Origin of the sequence: Methanomethylovorans sp. PtaU1.Bin093, from assembly GCF_002067275.1 — an archaeon.
Taxonomy (GTDB): Archaea; Halobacteriota; Methanosarcinia; order Methanosarcinales; family Methanosarcinaceae; genus Methanomethylovorans.
The window spans coordinates 48,521-75,010 of sequence record NZ_MVQX01000059.1 but is presented as its reverse complement, the minus strand read 5'-3'; the positions used below and the strand labels follow the sequence as shown (position 1 = coordinate 75,010).

Annotated in this window: 25 protein-coding genes and 2 tRNA genes; 15 read left to right on the top strand and 12 right to left on the bottom strand. The window is 43.9% G+C overall.

Annotation, left to right across the window (positions count from 1 at the left end):
- Positions 1–21 precede the first annotated feature (21 nt).
- The gene (locus tag A4E24_RS07155; protein ID WP_292352597.1) at positions 22–288 is read left to right on the top strand and encodes a hypothetical protein; all 267 of its coding nucleotides are present in this window, start codon (positions 22–24) and stop codon (positions 286–288) included.
- An 11-nt stretch (positions 289–299) separates the two neighbouring features.
- Here A4E24_RS07155 and rnz read toward each other — a convergent pair whose 3' ends face one another.
- Positions 300–1,217: a ribonuclease Z gene (gene rnz / locus A4E24_RS07150; RefSeq protein WP_292352596.1), complete on the bottom strand. Its 918-nt coding sequence runs from the start codon at positions 1,215–1,217 to the stop codon at positions 300–302.
- Positions 1,218–1,469: 252 nt separating this feature from the next.
- Here rnz and A4E24_RS07145 point away from each other — a divergent pair, with 252 nt between their 5' ends.
- The 3 genes from A4E24_RS07145 to A4E24_RS07135 are packed head-to-tail and all read left to right on the top strand — an operon-like array spanning position 1,470 to position 3,601.
- Positions 1,470–1,844 (top strand): 30S ribosomal protein S8e, encoded by a 375-nt coding sequence (locus A4E24_RS07145; protein WP_292352595.1) that lies wholly within the window; start codon positions 1,470–1,472, stop codon positions 1,842–1,844.
- Positions 1,845–1,897: 53 nt separating this feature from the next.
- Positions 1,898–2,389: an Lrp/AsnC family transcriptional regulator gene (locus A4E24_RS07140; protein WP_292352594.1), complete on the top strand. Its 492-nt coding sequence runs from the start codon at positions 1,898–1,900 to the stop codon at positions 2,387–2,389.
- A gap of 36 nt (positions 2,390–2,425) precedes the next feature.
- Complete coding sequence (locus A4E24_RS07135; RefSeq protein ID WP_292352593.1) at positions 2,426–3,601, top strand: aminotransferase class I/II-fold pyridoxal phosphate-dependent enzyme; 1,176 nt, start codon at positions 2,426–2,428, stop codon at positions 3,599–3,601.
- Positions 3,602–3,926: 325 nt separating this feature from the next.
- Here the strand turns inward: A4E24_RS07135 and A4E24_RS07130 are convergent, their stop codons facing one another.
- On the bottom strand, positions 3,927–4,310 hold the full coding sequence (locus tag A4E24_RS07130) for a helix-turn-helix domain-containing protein (RefSeq protein ID WP_292352592.1): 384 nt from the start codon (positions 4,308–4,310) through the stop codon (positions 3,927–3,929).
- A gap of 107 nt (positions 4,311–4,417) precedes the next feature.
- Here A4E24_RS07130 and A4E24_RS07125 point away from each other — a divergent pair, with 107 nt between their 5' ends.
- A complete protein-coding gene (locus A4E24_RS07125; protein ID WP_292352591.1) occupies positions 4,418–5,098 on the top strand; it encodes a DUF5591 domain-containing protein in 681 nt (226 codons plus the stop codon).
- A 58-nt stretch (positions 5,099–5,156) separates the two neighbouring features.
- Here the strand turns inward: A4E24_RS07125 and A4E24_RS07120 are convergent, their stop codons facing one another.
- A complete protein-coding gene (locus A4E24_RS07120; RefSeq protein ID WP_292352590.1) occupies positions 5,157–5,885 on the bottom strand; it encodes an ATPase domain-containing protein in 729 nt (242 codons plus the stop codon).
- A gap of 260 nt (positions 5,886–6,145) precedes the next feature.
- Here A4E24_RS07120 and A4E24_RS07115 point away from each other — a divergent pair, with 260 nt between their 5' ends.
- Both A4E24_RS07115 and hmgA read left to right on the top strand, forming a co-directional pair.
- Positions 6,146–6,511 carry a DsrE family protein gene (locus A4E24_RS07115; RefSeq protein ID WP_292352589.1) on the top strand — a complete coding sequence of 122 codons (366 nt, stop codon included), beginning with the start codon at positions 6,146–6,148 and terminating at the stop codon, positions 6,509–6,511.
- Between the two features lie 205 nt (positions 6,512–6,716).
- Positions 6,717–7,964, top strand: a complete 1,248-nt coding sequence (gene hmgA / locus A4E24_RS07110; protein WP_292352600.1) for a hydroxymethylglutaryl-CoA reductase (NADPH) — start codon at positions 6,717–6,719, stop codon at positions 7,962–7,964.
- 63 nt (positions 7,965–8,027) lie between these two features.
- On the opposite strand, the gene A4E24_RS07105 is transcribed toward hmgA, so the two are convergent.
- The 4 genes from A4E24_RS07105 to A4E24_RS07090 all read right to left on the bottom strand — a co-directional run bounded on the left by A4E24_RS07105 (position 8,028) and on the right by A4E24_RS07090 (position 10,447).
- On the bottom strand, positions 8,028–8,234 hold the full coding sequence (locus A4E24_RS07105; RefSeq protein WP_292352588.1) for a hypothetical protein: 207 nt from the start codon (positions 8,232–8,234) through the stop codon (positions 8,028–8,030).
- Between the two features lie 23 nt (positions 8,235–8,257).
- Complete coding sequence (locus A4E24_RS07100; protein WP_292352587.1) at positions 8,258–9,499, bottom strand: 3-isopropylmalate dehydratase large subunit; 1,242 nt, start codon at positions 9,497–9,499, stop codon at positions 8,258–8,260.
- A gap of 173 nt (positions 9,500–9,672) precedes the next feature.
- On the bottom strand, positions 9,673–10,047 hold the full coding sequence (locus A4E24_RS07095) for a transcriptional regulator (RefSeq protein ID WP_292352586.1): 375 nt from the start codon (positions 10,045–10,047) through the stop codon (positions 9,673–9,675).
- Between the two features lie 326 nt (positions 10,048–10,373).
- A tRNA-Ile gene (locus A4E24_RS07090) sits at positions 10,374–10,447 on the bottom strand.
- Between the two features lie 175 nt (positions 10,448–10,622).
- On the opposite strand from A4E24_RS07090, the gene A4E24_RS07085 reads away from it, so the two are divergent.
- Positions 10,623–10,694, top strand: a tRNA-Ala gene (locus A4E24_RS07085).
- A gap of 418 nt (positions 10,695–11,112) precedes the next feature.
- Positions 11,113–13,389, top strand: a complete 2,277-nt coding sequence (locus tag A4E24_RS07080) for a PGF-pre-PGF domain-containing protein (RefSeq protein ID WP_292352585.1) — start codon at positions 11,113–11,115, stop codon at positions 13,387–13,389.
- A gap of 145 nt (positions 13,390–13,534) precedes the next feature.
- On the opposite strand, the gene A4E24_RS07075 is transcribed toward A4E24_RS07080, so the two are convergent.
- The gene (locus tag A4E24_RS07075) at positions 13,535–14,368 is read right to left on the bottom strand and encodes a phosphatase PAP2 family protein (RefSeq protein ID WP_292352584.1); all 834 of its coding nucleotides are present in this window, start codon (positions 14,366–14,368) and stop codon (positions 13,535–13,537) included.
- A gap of 181 nt (positions 14,369–14,549) precedes the next feature.
- Between A4E24_RS07075 and A4E24_RS07070 the strand changes: the two genes are divergently transcribed.
- From A4E24_RS07070 to A4E24_RS07055, 4 genes are all read left to right on the top strand, one after another.
- A complete protein-coding gene (locus A4E24_RS07070) occupies positions 14,550–15,098 on the top strand; it encodes a peptidylprolyl isomerase (RefSeq protein WP_292352583.1) in 549 nt (182 codons plus the stop codon).
- 116 nt (positions 15,099–15,214) lie between these two features.
- Entirely contained in the window at positions 15,215–15,598 is a 384-nt protein-coding gene (locus tag A4E24_RS07065; protein WP_292352582.1) for an OB-fold nucleic acid binding domain-containing protein, read from the top strand.
- Between the two features lie 67 nt (positions 15,599–15,665).
- The gene (locus tag A4E24_RS07060; RefSeq protein WP_292352581.1) at positions 15,666–16,820 is read left to right on the top strand and encodes an NDP-sugar synthase; all 1,155 of its coding nucleotides are present in this window, start codon (positions 15,666–15,668) and stop codon (positions 16,818–16,820) included.
- A 35-nt stretch (positions 16,821–16,855) separates the two neighbouring features.
- Entirely contained in the window at positions 16,856–17,896 is a 1,041-nt protein-coding gene (locus A4E24_RS07055) for a flippase-like domain-containing protein (protein ID WP_292352580.1), read from the top strand.
- 9 nt (positions 17,897–17,905) lie between these two features.
- Here A4E24_RS07055 and A4E24_RS07050 read toward each other — a convergent pair whose 3' ends face one another.
- On the bottom strand, positions 17,906–19,585 hold the full coding sequence (locus tag A4E24_RS07050; RefSeq protein ID WP_292352579.1) for a radical SAM protein: 1,680 nt from the start codon (positions 19,583–19,585) through the stop codon (positions 17,906–17,908).
- A gap of 131 nt (positions 19,586–19,716) precedes the next feature.
- On the opposite strand from A4E24_RS07050, the gene ilvD reads away from it, so the two are divergent.
- Positions 19,717–21,378 carry a dihydroxy-acid dehydratase gene (gene ilvD, locus A4E24_RS07045; RefSeq protein ID WP_292352578.1) on the top strand — a complete coding sequence of 554 codons (1,662 nt, stop codon included), beginning with the start codon at positions 19,717–19,719 and terminating at the stop codon, positions 21,376–21,378.
- A gap of 265 nt (positions 21,379–21,643) precedes the next feature.
- On the opposite strand, the gene A4E24_RS07040 is transcribed toward ilvD, so the two are convergent.
- The 3 genes from A4E24_RS07040 to mtxX all read right to left on the bottom strand — a co-directional run bounded on the left by A4E24_RS07040 (position 21,644) and on the right by mtxX (position 24,780).
- Positions 21,644–23,011: a CopG family ribbon-helix-helix protein gene (locus A4E24_RS07040; protein ID WP_292352577.1), complete on the bottom strand. Its 1,368-nt coding sequence runs from the start codon at positions 23,009–23,011 to the stop codon at positions 21,644–21,646.
- A 154-nt stretch (positions 23,012–23,165) separates the two neighbouring features.
- The gene (locus A4E24_RS07035; RefSeq protein ID WP_292352576.1) at positions 23,166–23,930 is read right to left on the bottom strand and encodes a thymidylate synthase; all 765 of its coding nucleotides are present in this window, start codon (positions 23,928–23,930) and stop codon (positions 23,166–23,168) included.
- 4 nt (positions 23,931–23,934) lie between these two features.
- Entirely contained in the window at positions 23,935–24,780 is an 846-nt protein-coding gene (gene mtxX, locus A4E24_RS07030) for a methanogenesis marker protein Mmp4/MtxX (RefSeq protein WP_292352575.1), read from the bottom strand.
- A gap of 85 nt (positions 24,781–24,865) precedes the next feature.
- Here mtxX and A4E24_RS07025 point away from each other — a divergent pair, with 85 nt between their 5' ends.
- Complete coding sequence (locus A4E24_RS07025; protein WP_292352574.1) at positions 24,866–26,368, top strand: replication factor C large subunit; 1,503 nt, start codon at positions 24,866–24,868, stop codon at positions 26,366–26,368.
- The last annotated feature ends 122 nt before the right edge of the window (positions 26,369–26,490 follow it).

Sequence of the window (26,490 nt, the reverse complement as noted above, 5' to 3'; positions counted from 1 at the left end):
TACCGTAACTTGAGTGATTGTATGGAAGGGATCAGCGAATCAGACAGATTTGAATGCAGAGTAATAACTGTGATCAACAAGGGTGATTGGTATGGGGTCACAGTAGAGGAAATCGCTTCAGGTGGCAGAGTATATTTTGGAAGGACAAAACCTGAATTATTCAACTATGAGCCAGGAGACATCCTCTACATCGGAGTGAAAGCGTTAACTATCGAATTGGAAGACAGGACCATGGAAGTTTCTCTTTATGATGCTGATGACAACAAGCTTGATTGGACGATAATCTGACTGTTATGAACTTATTTATCCTTCAAAGGGATATCCATTTCCATCAGGTCTTCTGCTATCATTACATTTTCAAATACCTCTTGTGCTTCCCTCAGAAGAGGAGAAGCATCATCAGTATATCTGGAGCTTATATGAGTGAGGACCAAACTGGCAACATCCGCTTCCTTTGCAAGAGTTGCTGCTTCAAATGCCGTAGAATGCTTGGATTCCTTTGCCCACTCTTCCTGATCACTGGCAAGAGTACTGTCATGTATAAGTACGTCTGCATTCCTGCTGGCCAGAAGAATTGACTCGCATGGCCTGGTATCACCGGTATAGACGATCTTTCTGCCAGCCCTTTTTTGCCCAACGACATCATCAGAACGTATCAGTTGTCCGTTGACCACAACGTCCACACCATTATGCAGCTTTGAAAAAAGAGGGCCAGGAGGCACTCCCAGAGCAATAGCTTTTTCACGGTCAAACCTGCCTCTTCGAGGTTCCTCGGTAAGCGCATATCCAAGGCTGGGAACACTGTGATCTGTTCCGATAGCAAGGATATAATAACCATCTCTTTTCACAATGTCCCCCGGAGACAATTCAACAGCTTCCACTTCAAAACGAAGTTTGTAATAACCTAGACCAATGAAAACATGAACAAATTCTTTGACCCCCTGCGGACCATATATTTGCAATGGTTCAGTCCTTCCCAGAAAAGACATTGTCTGTATAAGCCCAGGGACACCAAGCATGTGATCTGCATGAAAATGAGTGACGAAAATAGAGGTAAGAGCTTTCATTCCTGTTTTGGCACGCATCATCTGTTGTTGAGTGCCCTCTCCGCAATCAAAAAGTAAAAGTTCCCCTTCCCTGCTGACCATAATTGCAGATGGATTTCGGTTACGTGTCGGCAAAGAGCCACCTGTGCCAAGAAATAATATGCGGAGCATAAAGGAAGATAGTACAGAAGATATTTATGGATTACCTAGTGAAGCACTGAATAAAAAGAGAACTATCATAGATGTGAAACAGACACATCTCCTTTTCTACATGCCACCAGCAGGATAACTGATTTCCATTTAACTACCACTCGAAAACTTCTTATAGAATCCTTCAAGTAGAGATAAGTCCATATCTATAAAAGTTGAAAAAATCACTTTAAAAAAGATCATCCAACTTATATACATCCAAGAGGACAAATCATGAAATGGCAAGGCAGATCAAGAAGGAAGTACACAGGTGCTAAGATTAAGGCTTACCGTGCAAAGAGAAAATTCGAACTGGGACGTGAACCGGCTGACACGCGCCTTGACGATACAAAGATCAAACTGGTTTCCACAATGGGAGGAAACAGCAAGGTGAGGTTGCTCCAGTGTAATGTGGCCAATGTGACAGATGCAAATGGCAAGGCCCAGAAGACCACTATTGAAACCGTGGTCGGAAATGAAGCTAACGAGCACTATGTCAGACGTAACATCCTGACAAAGGGTTCAGTTATCCGTACCCCCATAGGTAACGCAAGGATCACCAGCCGTCCTGGACAGGATGGTGTGGTCAATGCAGTGCTGCTCAGCTGAGCACACTCTTTTTTTATTCACTGTTTTTCTGATCTCAAGGGGTTGCTTATGAGATGGATATTGAAACAAGACATATATTAGAATGTCTGGAACAAGATGCCAGGGTCACTCATGAAGAGATCGCAACCCTGACAGGCCTCCCAGTAGAAGATGTGAGCAAACGGATCAAAGAATTAGAAGATATTGGAGTGATCCGCAAATACAGAGCGATCGTTGACTGGGATCTTGCAGGTGACGAGCACGTATACGCGATCATCGAACTAAAAGTAACATTGGAGCGTAATTTGGGATATCAGGCAATAGCTGAGCGCCTGTATAAATTCCCAGAAGTACGTTCTGTAAGGCTGTTATCCGGCCAGTATGACCTTTCACTCACAGTAATGGGAAAAACAATGAAGGAAGTCGCATTTTTCGTCGCCGAGAAGATATCAACTATAGAGCAAGTGCAGCATACAACTACCCACTTCGTGCTTAAGACTTACAAGGAAGACGGAGTCATCCTTCAGGAACAGGAAGAAACAAGCCGTTTAGTTGTAACCCCATGAATACAAAAAAGTGGAACCTGATGCAGAGGGATGATCATGAACGACAGATGCGATCCAGAGAGATTTGTGGCAGATGTGATGACAAAAGTCCCGCCTTCAGGAATACGCAAGTATTTTGATCTTGCATCCGGCATCGAAGGCGTTATTTCGTTAGGAGTTGGAGAACCGGACTTTGTGACACCCTGGCACATACGGGAAGCATGTATTCATTCCCTAGAATCGGGTAAAACATCATACACTTCTAACTTTGGACTTCTGGAACTTAGAGAAGAGATCGCTAAACTATATTCCCAGGAGCATTGCGTACACTATGATCCGGCTTCGGAGATCCTGGTCATGTCCGGTGTCAGCGAAGCACTTGATGTAGCGATACGAGCCATAACCAATCCAGGTGATGAGATCATAGTACCTCAGCCTGCTTATGTGGCTTATGTCCCTTCGGTCATGTTCGCCGGAGGTGTACCTGTACCTGTGATCACTCACCTTGAAAACAATTTTAAACTAACAGCAGAAGACCTGGAAAAGGCCATCACTCCCAGAACGAAGGCATTGATCATTAATTATCCCAACAATCCTACGGGAGCAACAATGGACAGGAAGGATCTGGAAGCTATTGCCAAAGTTGCTTCTGAGCATGATATAATGGTGATTTCCGATGAAGTATATGAATGCCTGACATATAATGGAAAACACACCTGTTTTTCATCCATTGAAGGCATGAAGGATAGGACGATCCTGCTAAATGGTTTTTCAAAAGCCTATGCCATGACAGGTTTCAGACTTGCATATGCACTGGCGCCGTCACCTATTATAAATGCAATGATGCGCATACATCAATATTGTATGCTGTGCGCTCCCATCACTGCACAGGTTGGAGCCATCGAAGCCCTTCGTAACGGTAACGAAGAGATGCAGCGAATGATAAGGGATTATGATCGCCGCAGACATTTGATAATAAGCGGGCTGAATAGGATAGGGCTAGAATGTTATGAACCGAAGGGAGCATTCTATGCTTTCCCATCTGTCAAGAACACGGGACTGACCTCTGAGGAATTTGCAGAGAGACTGCTCCATGAACAGAAAGTTGTTACAATTCCCGGAGATGTGTTTGGACCAGCGGGAGAGGGCTTCCTTAGATGCTCATATGCCACCTCAAAGGAACAGATCGTAGAAGCCTTGGATAGGATGAAGCGATTTGTAGGAACATTATGATCATGTAAGATCGCTATGCATAATCAGATGAAACTGCCTCATCATAATGATGAGTAGTATGTGTCAGAGTATAGAAATGTATATATATAAGAAGAGAGAGTAATACTACTACCTACAATGAAAAACGTGAATGACATTGGTGGTGCGCTTTGAGCCCCTCCACAGGGCTACAAACGAATTGGTTTGCACAAGAAGAATGTGATAGAAAGGAGCATAACATCCCCTCGAATTTCCCGTCAAACAAATGCTCCGATCCACATTCTTTAATTCGTGATCAAAAAAGGGATATTCTGCTTAATTCTTATTGGACCCAGATGATGCTGCATCATTCAGGAAAGAAATCGAAAAGTTCTTTTTCAAAGTCATCAAGCAGTTTGTTCATTTTATTATACCAATCTGTTATATTATGCTTGAGCATTTGCTTAAACTGCTGTGGTGAAATTGCAACATATTCATAATAATAACCGCCTATCTGGATAGAACGTGTTTCTCTGTAAACCAACCCAACGGCGATCAGGTTTTGCAATGAGCGATAAGCAGTACTCCGTTCTCTCTGCAACAGATCTCCCAATTCTTCTGCAGTCATCGGACCCTGTTCAAAGAGCTTCTTGTAGGCAAGCAGGTCAAGATTCTTCAGTCCCAGGACGCATTTTGCCACATCATCACATTTACAGTTAGCTCGGAGCATTTCATGAATGGAACTTGCCATTTTGTGCCTCTTTATCGCAACAATCTAAAAGCATAAGTAATTGTACAGTTTGTACAAAACCATAACATCGATAGGTATATATATAGTTTCTCAGAACTCATCTTACCTTGAAACCTATAATTCCAGAAAATGAACGTTCTGCAGAACCTCTTGACACAGATATGGTCATATACCATCCGGATATGAAACGTGCAAATGAGTGGGTTCTTACTGAATATGAACCACCGGTTCGCGACTTCTGCATATTCGTGCCTTGTGCTAAAAAGAAACCATATCATGAAAGTCCATCACATAAAATATTCGATAGGCTGATCTTCGGGATGCTGGAACCTGAAATGGTACATATTGTAGTATTTGGCACATGTGGTGTCACCCCCCGGGAACTGGATACCCAGTATCCATTCATGGATTACCAGTTCATGATGGGAAAATGTAATGTATCAAAAATTAAACGCGATTTCATCTTAATGGAAAGCAAAAGACTTGCACGTTATCTTGAAAAAACAAAGAACAATTACAAACACAGAATAGCTTATTGCATAGGAGATTTCAGAACAGCGATGGAAAAAGCTGTTGAAATGACATCTATTTCTGTTACCATAGTTCCAAAGATCGAAACAATAGAGAGAAATATCCAGCCGGGTAAAAGCTTTGTTTTTGGAAGCCTCAATCAAAAGGATTACTTGCAGGACCTGGCAGAAGCTATTAGCAAACCTCTGGGAAGATCAGCCATTGAAGTAAAAGAAAAAGAAGAAATTATCAATGACAATGACTGGTATGTGTTGTAGTCATTGATAAAAAAATAAAATACAATAGTTCTAAGAAAGAAATGAAATATGCTTTTAATCACTCCAGATATGGGGACTGAGCCAGAACCTGCATGCCACTTTCACTGATATTAAGAACACGAACTTCGTTGATGGTGCCTGAGCCCCTCATCTTCATAACATAGATGGAACGCTGCAGGTTATTGCCAGCAATGATCCTGCCCAGCTTCACCACGGAATCTGCTCCGTATTCTACCATTTCATCAAGCCCATACATAGCTCCTACCGTTATTACAGAAGTAACTTCATGCTTGCGGAATACGCCGAATACATCATCAATAAGTGTCCTGAGCTTGTAATTGGATTCAATGGCAAGGAATAGCGCTTCAATTGAATCGATGAATATTCTGGAAGGTTTTAGTTCTTCTATCTTGCTTTCTACAAGTTTTTTAAAGCTCTTGATCAGCTCTGAGGGTGCTATTTCCACACTTTTCTGCAACCTTAGGCTTGGGTCTGTGATATCAACAAAAACCAGTAAACCTTTCTTAACATATTCTTCCAGATCCCAGCCAAATGAAGTGTTCATTTCCTTGACAATAGATTTCGATTCTTCAGAAGTGATTATGCACATTACTTTTTCGCCTTTCTTTGCTCCTTCGAGGATGAACTGGGTTCCAAATATGGTCTTCCCCGTACCCGAATCACCTGAGACCACATTTGCAGTACCTTTAAAAAACCCTCCACGTAGCATCTCGTCCAGTCCTGGGATACCTGTATTTACCCTTTCTCTCATATCTGCGTCAGTCATTTATACCACCTATGAAAATCTAGGCACATTTTGTATTAAATATATAACTTTTTAATTCTATCGTCAGTGACTACATAACTGCACTGTATATATTAGTACCATTATAATATATAAAATGCTGTTTTCCATACTGTGGAAACCTGGGCCATTTGAGCGATCCACTTACTTTACAAATGCAAATCCTTTTGCAATCGCTCACTGCAAAGACAAGGCTTAATAGTGTTCAAAAGAAATAAGCAGCATGAGGTGAGTGCAGAGAAATGCCAGAGGTCACAAAAGTATTACTGTTACTTAAAAGCATGGTTTACGAAAGTACAAGTCCGCAGGAAACACTCAGATTTGCTAAATATTACCGAAAAAAAGGATTGGACGTGATAGTTGTACTTTTTGGGCCCATGGGAGTGATGATGGCCAAAGCTGGAAAACAGGGTTTACCAGAATATGATTCTAAAATTAAAGATTGTTTAGACATGGGTATAAAGTTCAGATGCTGTGAATTGGGTGCATCTGTGATAGGGCTTGAAAAAGATGAACTGATACCAGGGATCGAAATGATCAGTTCCTATGAGATAGCTGACCTTTTTCTGGAGTTCTGCGAACAAGGACAGTTGATAATCACATTGTAGAATTGGCTTTGTAGAAAACATACATATTATGTTTTAACCACTGAGTTCACAGAGAACACAGAGGATGGCAATATTTATTCATCTCCGTGAACTCTGTGTACTCTGTGGTTGCATCTGCCAACAGTTGGGATTGTAGCGTGACGATTTCTACAGAACCGTAGAATTACTATACTAATAGCTGTGAAAAGAGTGAAAAGTGATCATGATGCCAAGTCAAGATAAAACCGAATACAATGAAAAAGACATACTTCAAAAAGTAGTGGCAGGGGAAATATCATTCAGGAACATCGATAAAATAGCGGAGAGTGCGGACTCAGCAGTATGCATTCGCAGGAATGCGCTGGCAGATATCACCGGAACCAGGTTCGAAGAGATACAGAATTATACACTTGATGCTGCGGCAGCAACAAAAAGAAATATCGAAAACATGATAGGGGCTGTGCAGATACCCCTTGGGATAGCAGGCCCTTTGAAAATAAATGGTGAATTCGCCATGGGGGAATTCTACCTGCCTCTTGCAACTACCGAAGGAGCGCTGGTAGCAAGTGCCAATAGAGGATGTTCAGCCATTTGCAGTTCAGGAGGCGCTAATGTGCGCATCTTCCAGGATGTAATGACGAGAGCACCTGTATTCAAGCTTGATGACGTTGTTCAGGCAAAGGCATTCACTGACTGGATCAGCAGGCCAGAGATATTTGCTCAGATGAAAGAGAAGGCAGAAAGAACCACACGTTTCGGGGAATTATTGGCTGTAGAGCCTTACGTTACAGGGAATACAGTATACCTAAGATTCATATTTGATACCAAGGATGCCATGGGAATGAACATGGTGACCATTGCAACTGAAGCGGTAACACACCTTATACAGGACGAATTTGGTGCTATACCGATATCCCTTTCAGGTAACATGTGCATAGACAAGAAACCTGCAGCGATCAATACCATACTTGGCCGGGGCAAGACGGTTATTGCAGATACGATCATCCCGGGAAAAATTGTGGAAGAAAAACTAAAATGCAAGCCTGAGACCATGGCAGATGTCAATTACCGTAAGAACCTGTTGGGATCAGCACGTGCCGGAGCACTGGGATTCAATGCTCATGTAGCCAATATAGTAGCAGCATTGTTCCTGGCCTGCGGACAGGACGCAGCCCACGTAGTAGAAGGGAGCACAGCAATTACCACAATAGAGGTAACAAGGAATGGAGACCTTTATTGTTCAGTGACAATGCCTGCCCTGCCAGTGGGTACTGTTGGAGGGGGCACCGGCCTGGGAACTCAGAAAGACTGCCTGAAGCTGCTGGGTGTGCAGGGACCAGGAGAACCAGCGGGCTCTAATTCAAAGAAATTTGCAGAAATAGTTGCCGCAGGTGTTCTTGCCGGGGAGATATCACTGATCGCAGCTCAGGCAGCAGGCCATCTTGCCAGAGCCCATGCAGAACTCGGCAGATAAGTGAAAGAACATACAATGTTGCAGGATAACCTGCAATCATTGATCAGATCCAGATACCTTCTTTCAGATGCTATCTTTTGCCTGCTGCAGCTTTTGATTGCATTCTTCCATTTTGCCGGCTGCTTCAAGGATCTTTGCCGCCACTTCCTCGTACCCTGCTTCCCCGATCTTCCTGCTCCACTCATTGAAGCTTTTCAGGTGGCTTTCATTGTGCTCTATCCAGTGCTCCATCAGATGGAGTATCCTATGTTTGTCGATGTGCTCTGTCAATAAATCACTTCCTTTATACCCCTTTATACCTCCCGGGGATCGGTGATATAACCAGTTATGGCGGATGCTGCAGCAGTTGCAGGAGATGCCAGATATATATACCCCCCGGCACCCATACGGCCTCTGAAATTACGGTTAGATGTGGATACGCACACTTCTCCCGGAGCTATGACACCCATATGCCCGCCCAAGCATGGACCGCAACCTGGCATACCAATAGTGGCGCCTGCCTCAAGCAGTGTAGCAAGCGTGCCGTTCATTGAAGCTGCTTTCATCACTTCTCTGGAGGCAGGTATAATTATTGTCCTTATTGCAACCTTTTCATTCTTCAGGACCTTGGCAGCAAGCTCCAGGTCTTCAAGCCTTCCGTTAGTGCAGGTACCTATGAACACCTGATCGATCTTTGTTTGCGGAACTTCAGAGACACACACTACATTATCAACCTGATGAGGGAGAGCAACCTGAGGCTCCAGATCAGAAGCGTTTATTTGGAGATCCTTAACATAACTTGCATCTTCATCCGCATATACAGGATCATACTCTTCTACTGCTCTACCCTGAAGATAATCAAAAGTGATCCTATCCGCAGGAACTATTCCCGCTTTGGCACCCATCTCTATTGCCATGTTACACAGGGTCATTCTGCCGGACATCGAAAGCTCGGAGATGGTCTGCCCATAGAACTCCATTGCTTTATAGGTAGCCCCATCAGCACCCACATTACCAACGATGTGCAGAGTCAGGTCCTTTGCTGTGATCATTTTGCCCAGTGAGCCGCGGCTTGTAACCTTTATTGTCCGGGGAACCTTGAACCAGAGCTCTCCGGTAGCGAATATTTCGGCCATGTCAGTTGCACCAACACCAGTACCGAAGGCACCGAACGCCCCATATGTACATGAATGAGAATCGGCACCTACGATCAGTTTGCCCGGAAGTGCAAAGCCTTGCTCCGGCAATACCTGGTGGCATATGCCACTTCCGACATCATAGAAATGCTCTATTCCCTGTTCTGAGATCCATTTACGGATATCGAACTGCAAAGAAGCTGTGCTCTCATTGTTGGCAGGTACAAGATGGTCAAATGGTATTACGATCCTGGAGGGGTCCCACACTGAATTGATCCCCATGCCCTTAAATGCACGGACAGCCAGTATGCTTGTACCGTCATGCGCCATGGCATAATCGATCTTAGCCATCGCAAAATCATCGGCTTTCACGTCTTTCCCTGATGCCCGACTGAATATTTTCTCGCTGATAGTTCCCAAGAGAAAAACTCCGTATATGATGTTGAATTACATTAATTAGACCATTTATTTCATGATCTGATGTATCATAAAATCTTCGATGAAGAAAAGGAGTTCACTGGAACACAGGAGCAAGCCGGGGTTTAAAAAAGCCTTTTGTAGTTGGCACTACAAAAAAGATGGCTTTAAAAGGTTTATGTCAGGCCTTTGAGCCTTTCTATGCTTTCAAGCACTGACAATTTCTGATACATAACATCATTCTCGATCCGCTGAATGATGTATTCAAGGGGAACTACCAACTTGTAGAGCTTTACCGGTCTGCCTTTACCTTCGGTCTTCTTTTCTTCACGAACTTCTATCCAATTGTTGTCGCAAAGATATCTCATCGCTATACTGACTTCGGGCTGTCTGAGACCCGCTTTCTTTTCAATGGACCTGGATGTTACTTCCTCGCCTGTAGAGAGACAAGCAAGAACAAGGGCAACTGAACGATTCATGTTCAGTTTGCGCAAAAGTTCCACCATTTCGTATTCTCTTTCACTGATCTGTTCCGTTTTTCCGTTATTCATAGTATCACCATATTGTACTATTTTATAGAACGTTATAGTGTTAAATAATCAATATTCAGTTATAAGTTTAATCCAAATAATTTATATATAAAAAGTGTATATTAATTTCTCATTATTATGAGCACGTTTTTATAAAGTTCACCATATCAACAAAGCACTATCCCACGACATAAACATCAAAACAGAACAAAAAATACATAACCAGATCACTTTTTTGTAGCTAAAGTTTTATGGACATATACCTTCAGATCCGAAGGTAGAGATCAGTGCAGACAGTGAATGAAAAAACATGTTGTCAGCAAAAACAGATGTTTACCGTTAAATAGTGGGCCCGCTGCGATTCGAACGCAGGACCTCACGGTTATCAGCCGTGCGCTCCACCGGGCTAAGCTACGGGCCCATTGTGTTAAAGCATGATACATTGCATCACGCGACACACCAAATACGCATACAGGTACTTTAACATTTCGCTTTGATGTCAGCACACATTAAATGATTGTTTAGGGACTGCAGTTAGACCTGGGTTCCTAGCGATACCTTTATCTTTAATGCTGTAAAGTAAGGTTGCTCATCATGGGCCGGTAGATCAGGGGAAGATCGCTACCTTGGCATGGTAGAGGCCTCGGGTTCAATTCCCGACCGGTCCATAAAAAAACATTCAATATTCCTAAGTTACTACTGATTTTTACTTATTTATCCCGCAGAAGATAACAACTGTGCAAGGTCGATAATTTCATATCTGACAATAGTATGATTCAGTCTTCTAAAAAAAAACGCACCTTTTCAGATGAAAACAAGATCAAATACGTTGTTCTGTTACGCAATTAGGCACAGGATATCCTATCCAAATCTTAGGAGCATACATTACAAAAATATCCAAAAAAATATATTAAATATTGCCGGAATTTTAGAGTAATTTTAAATATTACTTCATGCAAGGTACCATGAATTACTACGGAACAATAAAACAATTAAAAATACTCCATGGACCATGGAGTGGATGGTAAAATGCGAATCAAGTTAAATAAATTGGTCTGTATAGGCTTTGTACTATTTTTGTTTTTAATGACAGCTGGGATCAGCTCAGCTAGGCCGGAATTTGACCATATTAGCGATAAATCCGTCGGTGAAAATGAAGAACTGACCTTTACTGTTCATGCAACAGATGATGAAGATAGTAATGCTACAATTACATACTCGATTTCTCCGGAAATTGAGTCACTGGGAGCAAACATTAATCCCACAACTGGCCTTTTCAGCTGGACTCCGGCAACTGGCACTGCTCGCAGTTACATTGTAACGTTCATTGCGACAGCTAATGGAGAAACAGATGAAGAACGTGTAACGATCATTGTCCGTGCAGTAGACAAAAACGATCTGATCAACACTATAAATTCTGCCAAGACAAAAATAACAAGTGCAGTAGAGGGAAACGAAATCAATCAGTACCCAAAAGCAGCAATAGACATATTCAGAACAGCAATTGGCGAAGCAGAGGGAGTTGCTAACAATCCAGACGCAACACAGGAACAAGTAAATCAAGCCACTGCAAAGTTACAGGACGCTATTAATGCATTCGATGCCTCAATGATAAAGTCCATTGATAAAAGTGCATTAACAACAGCGATTGCTGCAGCCAACGAAAAAGCGAGGACTGCATCCCCCGGAACCGGAATCGGCCAGTATCCGCAAGCATCAATAGACACATTCAGGGCAGCGATCGCTGCGGCACAGGCTGTTGTGGATAACCCGAATGCAACGAATGCAGAAGTAAGCCAGGCCGTTACGGCCCTGAAAACAGCTGAAACAACATTCGATGCTTCAAGACAGGTGCCGCCAGCTTCCGTTACAAACCTGAGGGAAACAGCTACAGGAACAAGCTGGATATACTGGACATGGACAAACCCAAGTGATGCAGATTTCAGTAATGTGATGGTCTACATGGACGGAGTATTGGTAACAAGCACTTCCAACAACTTCTATAATGCAACAGGACTTCCTGAAGGAACGGTACACACGATCGGTACTCAAACCGTAGATACTGCCGGGAACATCAATCCCGCAACTATAACCGATCAGGCGACCACCAGGACCATAGACAGGACTCCACCGGCACCTGTAACAGATCTCCACGAGAGTGGTATAGGTGCAAGCTGGATATACTGGACATGGACCAATCCTGCTGATCAGGATCTCAGTCATGTGAGGATATACATAGATGGTGCATTTGTCACCACCACTCCCAACAATTATTACAATGCAACAGGACTTAGCAATGGAGTGGAACATAGCATAGCTATCGAAACAGTGGATACTTCAGGGAACATAAATACTGCACAGGTAACTGATCCGGCAACTACATTGAAGCTGCCTGTGATCTCAAACGTTGCGGGAAAGAGCATAAAGGCCACTTCGATCACTCTGGAGTGGGATGCTTCTGCTGATACTGCAACGGTACAAATAAGCGTGAATGGCATTCTCCTTGATACCGTGACCGGATCATCATATTTACATAGTGATCTGAATAGGTCCACAACTTACAACTATACCCTGGTCCCATTCGATGAAAACGGACTGAAAGGTGAAGCAGTAAGTATTAGCCTCACAACATCTTCCTCCAGCAGCGGTGGCGGCGGTGGAGGAGGAAGCAGTGGAGGCAGCACAAAGAGTAGCAGCAGCAGTGGTGGAGGCGGCGGTGGCGCAGGTAGCGTTGAGGACTTTATAAACGTCGCTATGAAAGATGTGGACAGTGAGTACCTGAGAATGAATAGCAATGTCACCTATGAATTCTCAAGAGAGGGTAATCCGATTCATAAGGTCAGTTTCTATTCCCTTAAGAACTCAGGTGAGATCACTTCTACCATAGAGGTCCTGAACAACAGGTCAAAGCTTGTACCAATCAATCCTGAAGGATTGCTGTACAAATATGCTAATATATGGGTAGGTAAGGCTGGTTTTGCTACATCTGATAACATAAGGGATGCACAGGTGGAGTTCAGGGTGAACAATTCATGGATGGAAGAGATGGCAATAAGTGCTGATGAGATAAAATTGCAGAGATATAATGGAACTGCATGGGAAGTGCTGCCCACCACCCTGGATAGCAAAACAACAGACTATTCCATATTCAAAGCTCGGACACCTGGATTTTCTCCGTTCGCGATCACAGCGGGAAAGGCCCTTGCTTCTTATATCGATGATACTGGTGAGAACAGTACAGAAGATATTGCACTGGAGAACACTAAGACCGAACGATCAAGGATCTGGACATACATCATGGCCTTCCTTCTGATAGGTATACTTGCTGTTGGATATGAGTACCTGAAGAGACAGAAAAGCTAAATGACCTTTCCTTGCAAATATGGAAAGTAGTTGAATTGAGTTCAGAGCAACCATAAACCTTTTGGAGGGATATGGTTGCCAGCATTTTTTAAAGATATTATATGGTAGCTTTTAGTAGCATTTTCTTCAGATATGTAATTTTATCTCACTTATTGTTGCCTAACAACGGAATGCGACTGGCAATGTGCTGACCATACCTCGTGGCAACATAATAGCTGAAACAACCCAGAACCATACCTGCTATAAAATCCGTGATCCAGTGTATGCCTAAATAAAATATGGTGAACTGGATGGTCAGGGTCAGTGCTACTGCGAATATCTTGAATCTTTTGAAATCGGTCCTGAACACGATTATAAGCATCGCCATTATAGACAGAGCAGCATGCAGACTCGGAAAACAATTGTCCTGAAGGGGGTCTACTACAGCCAATCCTTCCCTAACGATGGGATCGAGATCATACAATAATGGCATTACATTAGGAAGAGAATATCCTGTCACCTTGACAGGTGTGAATATATAAAATGGAAAAGCTACAAGGTATGTAAGGATAAAAGCGATCGAATATTCCTGTAGAACTTTATACTGCTTGGTAATTATGAGCAAAAGAAAAGTAAATACCAGCAGATATGAGAAACCGCATAGGTAGATGAAAGCGCTTATATATGTCAGTACGGGATCGATCACCATCTGGAAATAGCTTACCTTACTGCCTTCCAGAAGCAAGATATATTGCGCCAATTGTGGAAAATAGATCATCTTGGATTGCATTGAAAAAATAACCTGCGATTTCATGAGCAGATATATGAATCCCGCAAGGATGAGATACGGATAGACATGAGGAGATATAATTTGATCCTTGATGTCCTTTATCCCTGCAAACCGCTTCCTCTGGCCTTCTGGCAGAAAAACGTAGCATCCTGCAACGACCATTACAAAAATGATGGATATTAATAACAACTGAAAAAAAATAGCCTTCATGGTTATCCTTCTTCAAAGACAATTTCCGTTTAAAATTACTCTATGCTCTATATATTTTATTGTTTCCTGCGATCTAAGTTTACAAAACATAAAGACTGTGATAAAATTACCATGGCATAAATCTCAACACCTTTTTATCACATAAACTCGTCCTTTTCCCAAATATGGTTGAGGTGAAAGAATGAAGAAAATCTGTTTACTTCTTATATTATCGATCATAGCCTTTTCAAGTGGCTGTGCAGATAATGGCCAGCAAGAGATAGTAGAAAAAGGCGACAACATCAGCGTTAACTATGTAGGAAAATACGACAACGGCACTGTTTTTGACACGTCTTTGCCTGATGTTGCAAAGGAAGCAGGACTATACGATGCAAACTCCACAAGAAATTATGAACCCCTGTCATTTGTTGTCGGAGCAGGACAAATGATCAGCGGTTTTGATAACGGGGTACTTAACATGACCATAGGTGAAAAGAAAACATTAAAACTTTCGCCTGATGAAGCCTATGGAGAGTATAAAGAAGAATATCTGGTCCCGGTACCAAGATCCGATCTTGAAAATAACAGTATAGTGCCTGAAATAGGTAAACAGGTAGGGACATTAATGGGAGTTGCAACCATTGTAGACATTACGGATAATAATGTAACACTTGACTTTAACTCCCCACTTGCCGGTAAGAATCTGACATTCGATATTGAAGTGGTTTCTATAGAGAAGGCTAGTAAGTAACAATAAAATTTACTGACTTCTCCTTTTTCAGACACCTTGTGTACAACAGATTTAAATATTTATAGTTGTATGAAATGTGTTTTTATTGAGACTACTTAATAAAATGCTTATGGAAGGTGTCAGAAATAGAGAGAGAAGAGAAAGTAATGATAGTTTTGCTAATGATGGTGCTTTTGTCACTATCCATAGCTTATGTGACCTTTTATCAGGATGTAGCACAGATACAGGAACTTAGTACCTCTTCCAGACCTGGAGAGATGGTATATCTTGAAGGCATCGTGGCATCCGAGCGTTTTACGAATACCGGCGATCATTTGCTGATAGATGTGGAGCATGGTTCAGAGACCATAAAAGTCTTTGTTTCCAGGGATAAAGGAGCTAAGGAGATAGCTTCTATTATCGGTGAAAATAACAAAGTGCGGGTGACCGGTGAGGTCCAGGAGTATCAGGGTGAGCTGGAAATAGTCGTGCAGGATGTGAGTGGCATTGAACTGCTTTGACAAGGGAACAATATAACGTTGAACATTTCCGGCAAACATATATGTAAAAAAGGACATCCTAAAATGTATGAAAGCATGCATCATGTGTGGCGGAGAGGGGACCAGGCTGCGTCCTTTGACATTCGAACGGCCTAAACCGAGCATTCCTATACTCAACAAGCCTTCAGTAGTTCATCTTATTGAACACCTGGCAAACGAGGGATTCAATGACATAGTCATTACCCTTGGATATATGGCCGAGAAAATAGAAGAACAGCTCGGAGACGGGCGGATATATGGCGTGAATATCAATTATGTATACGAGGATGAAAAACTCGGTACTGCAGGCGGTGTGAAGAACGCTGAAAAATATCTGAAAGGGGAACCGTTCATTGTACTTGGTGGCGACCATGTGCTAAATCTTAACCTAAGGGAGTTATACAGATTCCATGAACGGATGAATGCTAAAGTTACAATTGCGCTCCTCTCTATCGATGATCCGAGTGAATTCGGTATCGCAGATATGGATGTGAACAACAGGATACACCGTTTTCTGGAAAAACCGGGCCCCGGTGAAATATTCAGTAATCTTGCAAGTACCGGTATCTACATGTGCGACCCTGATATCTTAGACATGATACCTGAAAAACAGGCATATGATTTTGCCCGTGACCTGTTCCCCAAGCTCCTTAAAAATGGGGAAAAGATCAATGGAGTGCTTGCCAGAGGAAATTGGACAGATGTCGGAAGTCCTGCTGCCTACAGACAGGCACAACGCTGGATGCTGGCAGGAATGCCGGGAACAATTATAGAAGGGCGCTTTACCACCAAGGACGCCCGCATCAATGGTCCCTTACACCTTGGTCACAATGTATCCGTAGGCTCTAATTCAGCGATTGTGGGACCTATCATCATAGGTGAGAACACAGTTATTGGGGATAACGTACTCATCGGGCCATATACTACCATTGGTTCCAATTGTACGATAGACGATGACAGCAGGATATTATCATCCTATATTTTCAATGACGTGACCATCGGAAAGAACACAAATGTATCGGGTAGCATCATCGATAACCGCACAACAGTAGGTAACAACTGCAGCCTGGAAAACGGAACTGTGATAGGGCCCGATGTGGTAGTAGGAAGTGGAGCTACAATACATTCAAATGTAAAGATCTGGCCAAAACAAACAATAAAGGAAGGAGTGAGCGTCAAGGAGAATATTGTCAGTCGCTCCTGATATCTTTTTTGTTCCTGCCCTTAAGCTGTGCAAATATGAACAAATTAAAAAAATGGATTGCAATATCACTTCTCATCAGCCTTATCTCAGGGGCCTTGGTAATAGCATTAACTTTTGATGCCAGCACTCTGGAAGCTATCGTTCAGATCAAAACTGAATACATAATTCTGGCTGTGCTATTACACATATTTTCTTTATTTATGCAAGGCATCCGGATCAAAACGATGTGTGGGGCTTTAGGATATGACATTGGTATAAAGGAAGCGACCAAGATCGTCACTTCAAGCATGTTTGTAGCAGCCATCACTCCTGCAGCGGTAGCAGGGGAACCTTTACGTGTCCACCTGTTAAACAGAAGATCTATCCCCCTTGGCAAGGCAACTGCTGTGATCCTTGGAGAACGGCTGATGGATGCACTTCTGATAATATCGCTTGTTCCCCTTTCTTTGTATGTGATGAGAGGGTTCCTGACAAGTGCCGGTGCGAACACAAGCATCGACACTGCCCTTATGATAGGAGAAATAGTTCTTTTATGCCTATTCTCAATATTGATCTATGGACTTTGGAAACCAAAAAAAACCCGTAAGGTCATGTATTTCCTTGTTCATCGTTTTAGCCGCTTATTTGGAAAAGGGACAGAAACCATGTTACCCTGTGTCCTGGAGCGTGTTGATACAGAACTGGAACACTTACACGACAGTGTTGCAATATTCATAAAAGATGGACGGAAAGGTCTGTTTTTAGGCATGGGATGTACCGTTATAGTGTGGGCTTTGGACTTTGCAGTACTCCCAGTACTCCTGGTTGGATTGAACCAGCAGTTTCAGCCCCTCGTAGCCTATGCTTCCCAGGTGATCCTGATGGTCATAATGGTAGTATCGATCACCCCGGGTGCAGGGGGAGTGGCTGAACTCGGCGCTTCGACACTTTTCTCTTTCTTTGTAGGCTCGTCGCTTATAGGAATTGTTGTTGTGGCATGGAGAGCGATAACATTCTACATGAACCTGGCAGTGGGCGGATTCGTGAGCCTGAAAATAATAAAAGATACTGATTATATCAAGCGCATGTTCAAATAGATCAGGAGCTTATATCTCAATATATCTCAGAATATCTGATTTAACACCTGTTTTATCCATGAGTTCCCGAGTGTTTTTATAAGGCCTTTCTATGAAGATATTTGCTGCCATTGCTTTGCCCATGCCAGGAACTCTTTGCAAGAGTTCCAGTTCTGCATTGTTTACATCAAGAGGGTATGGTATTGCGGTTACAGAACGGAAGCCGTGATCAATTACCGTTACGTCCGTATAATGCCCTGTTGCCCTTTTTGCCGGAATACCAATAAGTAAAGGATAGGAACCCATCTGACGTCCGAAAGTTGTATTTCCGTCGTTTACTTCAAGTAGTACATTTCGCAGGATCGTTCCTGCCGGCACCACTTTTCGTAACATGGGAAGATCGATGTCCTTTCTGACCTTCTCTTTATAACGCAGGAATTCTTTCTTATGCCTGGCAACTGCAGCATCATTTCCGAACATTGGAGTCCCCTCAAAAGCGATAACCTGCCTGATATTGATGCGACGAAGCAATAATTCAGAATCAAGCACCTTTTTAAGGAAATCATAATTGAGTCTGAAAGTTTCTTTTGTTTCTCCCATCAGCCCATGCACGAAATTGAGACCAGGAAGAAGTTCAGGCATTCCATTAGCTCCTCTTTTTGCTCCAATTTCGTTAATAAGCTCTATAGCACTTAGCATCTCATCTGGCATTACCTTGAGGCCATTTCTTCTGATCACTTCAGGATCAGCACTTTCCATACCCATAGCAGCCACATCTCCGGAAGTGTGGTATTTAACTATAGTAGTAAGTATCTCCTTACTTTCATCAGGAAAAGCAGCTATTGTTGCAGGATTGGCATTATCCATGTGCAATACCTGCAGGCCGGGAGCTGCAGCACGTATTCCCCTGTAAAGAGATCCAATTGCCATGGGATCAGGAACGGGTAAGTCACCTCCCCTGTCCTTTGCCTGATACGATAGCAGATCAGGCTGCCGCCCAATACGGAAATACCGTGCACCTTCTTCATAGAGAGCCTGGACTTCCGCGATCACATCGTCTACAGGCCTATGGTCTGGACTCCCATAGAAAGGTTCAGTACAGAAAGAACAATGTTTTCTGCGTCCGCATCCTCTGTAAGTTTCAAGCTCGCACATAACATTAGGAAAATCTGGATGTTGCCTGATTATGAAAGCCCCTTTTTTCGCCCATCTGCCGATCTCCTGCACGAACCTGAAACGCTCATTTACATTTACTGGGTCTTCTAACTTCGCATCCCTTAACAGATCATACACGAATGCTTCTACATCAGCTCCGCAACAATAGGCATTTTCCAGTCCTGATAAACTGGATGCCCTCTTGCCACCCTCTGAACTGAAACCTAATCTGATAGGGCCGCCCAGTACCACCTTACCTGTTGCAGTGCGGCTGAGGACATGCAATTCTTCTAAGCTGACAGGTGTGGAACGGAGGTACTTTCCCGGTACGGTCATTCCGGCAATGATCACAACAAGATCTGCTTCCCTGATGATCTTCTCATGGACCTTGGGGTTGAGCCTTATGCTGTCTATAGCAGAATAGAAAATGTCCTGCATATGAATACCCTGCTCCCGCATTGCCCCTGCAAGGTACCTGATATAAGGAGAAATATAAGGAGGAACACCAAAACAGGCTGGTTCGTCCACATAACCATCAATGATAAGCGCTTTCATTTTTCCTCGTCAGATGCTCAGCTGAAGCTCTGTGCCAACAGATGAACTACTATGCATAAACCTGGTTGCCTATTTATATATCTTGCACATAACCTTAATAGCTTTAGAATCCAAGACCATGAGGTTATCATATGAGAAGCGATAAGACCAAGAAAGGAATAGAGCGTGCACCCAACCGTTCCCTGCTCAGGGCAACAGGTCTGACAGATGCAGAAATGGAAAGACCCTTCATTGCTGTGGTCAACTCATGGACAGAACTGATACCGGGACACATTCACCTGGACAAGTTATCAGAAGCAGTGAAGGCTGGCATTCGTAGTGCAGGCGGCGTTCCTTTTGAATTTCACACCATAGGGATATGTGATGGGATCGCAATGGGCCATGAAGGAATGAAATATTCCCTTCCAAGCCGCGAAGCTATTGAAGATTCCATTGAACTCGTGCTCCAGGGGCACCAGCTGGACGCGATGGTCATGATAACAGCATGTGACAAGATCACACCCGGACACCTCATGGCTGCCGGCCGGCTGGATATACCTACCATTGTAGTGACGGGTGGTCCTATGATGCCAGGGTTCGTTGATGATGAATACAGAGACCTTATATCTGTCTTTGAGGGAGTTGGCGCATGCCGCTCTGAGAAGATGGCAGATGATAAGCTCCAGCAACTGGAAGAATGTGCCTGTTCAGGAGCCGGCTCATGTGCAGGCATGTATACCGCCAACACCATGGCATGTATGACCGAAGCCCTTGGGCTGAGCCTTCCAGGTTGCGCCACAGCACACGCAGTGGATGCAAAGAAGACACGTCTTGCCAAGACCTCAGGCGAGCGTATCGTTGCCATGGTAAAGGAAGGGCTCACCGCCCGAAAGATAGTCACCATGGAAGCCTTTGAGAACGCTATCATGGTGGATATGGCGATTGGTGGAAGTACGAACACCACACTGCACTTGCCTGCCATTGCTCATGCCTTCGGACTGCAGCTCACATTGGATACTTTTGATAAGCTTAGCCGCACCACCCCTCACATTACATCCCTGAAGCCCGGTGGGATCAACTATATGCTGGACTTTGACAGGGCAGGAGGGATACAGGCCATAATGCAGAAGCTTAGCACAAAACTGCACCTTGATCAGATGACAGTCACAGGGAAAACCGTTGGTGAGAACCTGGAAAGTTTTGTGGTCCTTAACCCCAGGATGAATGCACAGGTCATTAAGACACTTGACTCACCCTTCCACGAAGAGGGAGGGATCGCAGTACTCAAGGGAAGCCTTGCACCAGATGGCTCTGTGGTCAAACAGGCCGCAGTCAGCCCAAAGATGCTCAGGCACAGCGGCCCTGCAAAGGTCTTTGACAGTGAAGAGGCTGCCATGGAAGCCATCATGGCTGGAAAAATAAAATCCGGTGATGTTGTTGTTATCCGCTATGAGGGACCAAAAGGTGGGCCAGGAATGAGGGAAATGCTCTCCCCCACATCGGCGATCGCAGGAATGGGACTCATAGAATCAGTAGCTCTTGTTACTGATGGCAGGTTCTCTGGCGGCACCCGTGGCCCATGTATAGGCCATGTATCTCCGGAAGCCCAGGAAGGTGGCCCTATTGCCCTGGTAAAGGAGGGGGATATCATTGAGATCGATATCCAGGCGCGCAAACTGGATCTGAAAGTATCTGAGGAAGAGCTGGCAAAGAGAAAAGCACATTTCAAACCCCCGGAGAAGAAGATCACCGGCTATCTTGCAAGATACAGGAAATATGTCAGCTCTGCAAGCAAAGGTGCTATCTTCGAATGATGTGCAGAAACAACCTGCACACTTATATTTTTTCATACACTATCGATCAAAAAGATCTGTTCTGGACTTTTGGAGATAAATAATGGAAATGACAGGTATCTGCAACATATGCGGCATGGCCGGAAAAATGTACACTTGCCATTTTTGCGGACGGAATGTATGTTCCCGATGCTTTAATCATGAAAAAGTAGTATGTATCCAATGCGCTGGCTCAGGACGTTCTGGCGACCGTGCTTATGGAAATGGAAGCACATAACCGGATGCATCAAGGTCTCAGCAGATATTCTACCCCATCTTCCACTTCTACCTGTAAAGAACGATCTGATATCATGAGATTTATCTCGGCATCGATTTCTTCTGCACTGAACTTCTTGGACACAAGTCCTTTGATGATGGACCTTTTTATCCGTGCACCATGTGGCAGGTACATAAGGATGTTCCCTTGAAGCCGCTCATTCATGGGCATACTGCTTGAGCTCACTTTAAAGCTGTCATTTTTCTGGACAGGATTTTGGACGGCACCTGATCCAAAGGGAGGTATGGGCTGCATTTGTATCCCTGAGGCTGAAGGACCTGCTGCAGCAAATGGAGGCATTTGAACATCATTTCCTGAGGCATGTACAGGCATGGCAGGAGGCATCTCAAATGGAGATGCATTTGAATGCCCTGCACCATCTGAAAGTTCAGGCATCACAAACAGAGGAGAGGAAGGAAATGAAGGCCCAGAAGAAGCTACATTTGAAGGAACGGAAACAGGAGTAGCAATGTCTGAAAGTTCAGGCATCAAGAACGAAGGAGAGGAAGGAAATGAAGGCTCAGAGGAAGCTACATTTGAAGGACCGGAAACAGGAGTAGCAATGTCTGAAAGTTCAGGCATCAAGAACGAAGGAGAGGAAGGAAATGAAGGCTCAGAAGAAGCTACATTTGAAGGAACGGGAACAGGAGTAGCAATGTCTGAAAGATCAGGCATAATGAAGGACGGTGAAGATGGATCGTCTGCTTGAACCGAGAAAGATTCTTGGGGCTGATCACCCGTGCCAGGAGTTATTGTCATTGAATTCACAGGTGTTTCAGGTATAGGACAAACAGATTCTTTGTGTGCCCCCACATTCACAACACTACGGAATGGCATATTGTGCATTTCATCAGTATGAACGGGCAGAAGTTTATCACTATCCTGTGCACACAGGTTGACCTGAATATCCGGGATATTAGCGGGAACATAGTCCTGATCCTTATCTGGAACCCCATTAAGCCCGTTGGTCATTGAGTGACTACCCACAACAGTGGTTTGAACAATGGTTGTTCCACCCACATCTTCCGAGGAGGGCAGGGAAGGAATTTGATGACTGACAGCCTTATCCGACTCAAACTTGTCTTTTGTGAGGAAGGTGTTTGTCTTCACATCAGCAATTTGATCTTCAATTGATGCCAATCTGGAAGAGAGAGATCGTATCTCGTGATGCAGATCCTCTATGTCTCCTGCCAGGCCCTCATAAGTAGCATCTGAAGAATAAGTGATACCTTTGCGCAGTTCACCCTCAATAAGCTTCCTTATAAATAAGCTCTTGTTCTCCACCTGATCCAGTTTATCAAAAAGAGCATCGGACATGCTGATAGTTAATCTTTTCATCACACCGTCTCTAATATATTTTTAATAATATATATGTCTAGGTGCTAATACTAGATATATATTTTGGGTTTAAAAAGCGAAAGAGAAGGATCCAGAGATCCGAAACCATTGCCTGCAAGAATTGAAGCCGGAATTGAAAAGTACCCGGGACTTTTCACATCCTGGACTTACATTGCAGACAAACCCTGCCTTTCGTGGTGGATATGAAAGCATGTTTTGCGGCTATGTTACCACACCTGGGACAAAGCTCCGCTGTTTTGAATATCTTTTCCACGGCCTGCAGATCAGCCTCATAGATATGAGTATCCCAGCCAGTGGCCATCAATGACTCTATCCTGTAAGGCATATCATTTTCCCGAAACACTTTCTTGAAACCTTCCACAATAGCTGGCAGATTTGCAGGGAATCCACCGAAAGCATCCCATGAGCGATACAGGATATATAGCCTGACATCAGTTTCATTTAGCAGCTCCAGCTTGTAAGCGATCCAACAGGGCTGGTCCTCGAACTTGGGGATGTGAACTTCGTTCTCCCACAGCACACCAACATGTCTTCTGGAACCGACCCGAAGGTTCTTCACATTCTCTGAAAGAGTATCATAAGCTGTTTCACCATAACGGAAAAGCTGTTTTGCATAACAGTAATCGAACTTCCTGCGATCATCGTCCGGAAGTGATACATACCAATCAGCATATTCCTCGGTAAGCTCCTCCTTATATTTCTTAATGAGATTCTCCCCAAAGGGAACAAAGGAGTTCACTTGATCTGTATTAACATCATTAATGACAACAGTAGCATGCAGCCTGCGAGTCCCCGTACTGTAATCTGGTTTGTGATCCTCACCATTCTTGTATATCTCGTATATCAACCGTGACCATGCAGAAGAGATGGTATCGGCTTCTATTAGTACTGCTTTCATAATTTCACCCTTTGCTTTTGTTCATATTAGCAAGTGCACCCGCAACCATGATCGCTTTGGCGTAATGACCTCCAACCCTTGAAGTATCCACAAAAACATACTTGTCCATCAAGATCGGTGCTCCCATGCCATCGCCACATCCCAAAAAGACAAGTGTACGGAAGATCAGATTGCCAGAGATGCCATCCGGAGCAATGAGGAAATTGGCTTCTTTGATAGCATCTTCAATAAGAATAGTATAATGCTTTGCTTTGATCCCCATTTTGTTCAATTGATTGACCATGAACTCCCCATCTGCCAACGTACGGTCCACCCTGCTGTTGCGTCCCAGATCACCCATCCTGCCTCCGGAAAGTATTCCCAGCAGGGGCTCTATACCAAAACGGCGTATGTGTTCCGACCCAAGCCGTGCGAATTCCATTTTGTCGGCGAGGTCCTCACCTTCGTCTATACCTACCGGAGCAATAAAAAAAGGAGTACCATCAGCCGTTGTAAGCAAAGCCACACGATGGAGTTTGTCCATCCCGAGGGTCTTTTTAAGATAGGAGAGTGTTTCAGAAGCCCGGGCCGTACCCCTTACAGCAGCATCCACATGACCGGAGGCTAAAAGGTCCACCATCACTTTTTCTGGTTCATCGGTTCCCACTACCTCAAGAGAAGTACCTAAAGACCCTATCTCCCGCTGGTCACCTACCAATATAACTTCCGCGAACCCTTTATCATTTGCTTCCTCTGCACTTGAGATGATCTTTTTGGTGGGATCCCTGATGCCAATGGCTACTTTTGCCCGGTTCTGAATGGCTTTTTTCCGAATAATATCCACAAGGTCCGGCGTGGTCAGGAGCGACATGTCATGTACCTACAGTTATTAATATCAAGCAAAACCAACAAAGGGGTGAAAACATTAATAGTTTCCCTCTATTGGATATGATGCAATGACCACACCGAAAGAATGGGCTGAAAAATACAGGCCAAAAAGCCTTGCTGATGTCGTGGGAAATTCAGCTGCAACCGGACAACTGAGATCATGGGCTGAGAAGTGGCTGAACGGCATGCCCGAACAAAAGGCAGTGTTGCTCCACGGTCCGGCAGGTGTCGGAAAGACATCCACAGCCCATGCTCTTGCAATGGATATGGAATGGGAAGTTATCGAACTCAATGCCAGCGACCAGCGCACAGCCGATGTCATCGAAAGGGTCGCAGGTTCAGCTTCCAGAATGAGCACATTGGGGGGTATGGATTCCAAAAGGCTTATCGTGCTGGATGAAGCCGATAACATGCATGGGACAAGCGATCGTGGTGGTGCAAAGGCAATAGGGGATATAATCAGATCAACCGGTCAGCCTATTGTATTGATAGCTAACGATGCTTATGGAATTCCATCGTCTGTCAGATCGAATATCCTGGAGATCAAATTCAATGCACTTCAGGCACGTTCTATGATACCGGCCCTGAAGCAGGTAGCTCAGAAAGAGGGCCTTATGTGTGGTGTAGGCATTATAGAGAAGATCGCAGAGAATGCAGATGGTGATATGCGCAGTGCCATTAACGACCTGCAGGCAGTTGCCATGGGCAGAAATGAGATCAACATAGAAGACATTGCTACTGCGGAAAGAGATAACAAAGAATCCATATTCAAGGTAATGGAAAGGATATTTAAGGGAACTGATGCAAAAACAGCCCTTGAAACAACATACAACCTTGACGAAAGTCCTGAAGATCTCATCCACTGGATCGATGAGAATCTCCCGATACAATATGCTGGCAAGGATGAGGGAATGATCACAGACCCGATCCGAAGCGGATATGAGTATATATCCCGTGCAGACCTGTTTCTTGGAAGAGTACAAAAAAGACAGAACTACCTTATGTGGCGTTATGCAAGCGTGCTTATGACCTGTGGAACGGTCGTATCAAAGTCTCAGCCGAAACGTGGTTTTGTGAAGTTCAACCCACCTTCTTTGTGGCGTCGTATGGGACAGCTGAAAGCTAGAAGGAACATGCGCAATAACATTGCAGCAAAGATAGCTGATCACTGCCATGAATCAATGCGTTACGCAGGCACAGACATAGCATTCATGTATAGCATATTGCTTGAGGACCAGGAATATGCCCCTGCAGTGGTGGCTGAGCTGGGACTGGACCTTGATGAACTGGTCTTTTTGACAGGTGCGTCGAAAGTAACTAAAAAACTTCAGAAGATCTATGATGATGCACAGGAGCTAAGAAAAGAGAAGGGAGAAACAGAAGTTACTTTTTTCAAGGTGAAGGAAAAACAAACGAACAATGAAGATCAGAAGCAAACAAGACTTGCTGATATGATAAACAATAAAGAGAAGACTTTGGAAGAAAAGAACGGCAATAATGAACCTGCTAAGGAAAAAGAGAAAACGAACGGAATGATAAAAAAGCCGCAGAAGACATTATTTGATTTCTAATCACTGAATCATAAGATATTTGGATACTCTATAATGAGAAAAACATCTTTGGAAATAAAAAGTGGAGTATGAGCGGGGTGGGGAGTGGGGGTTATTGTAAGAAAGAGGAGAATCCCGCTCGA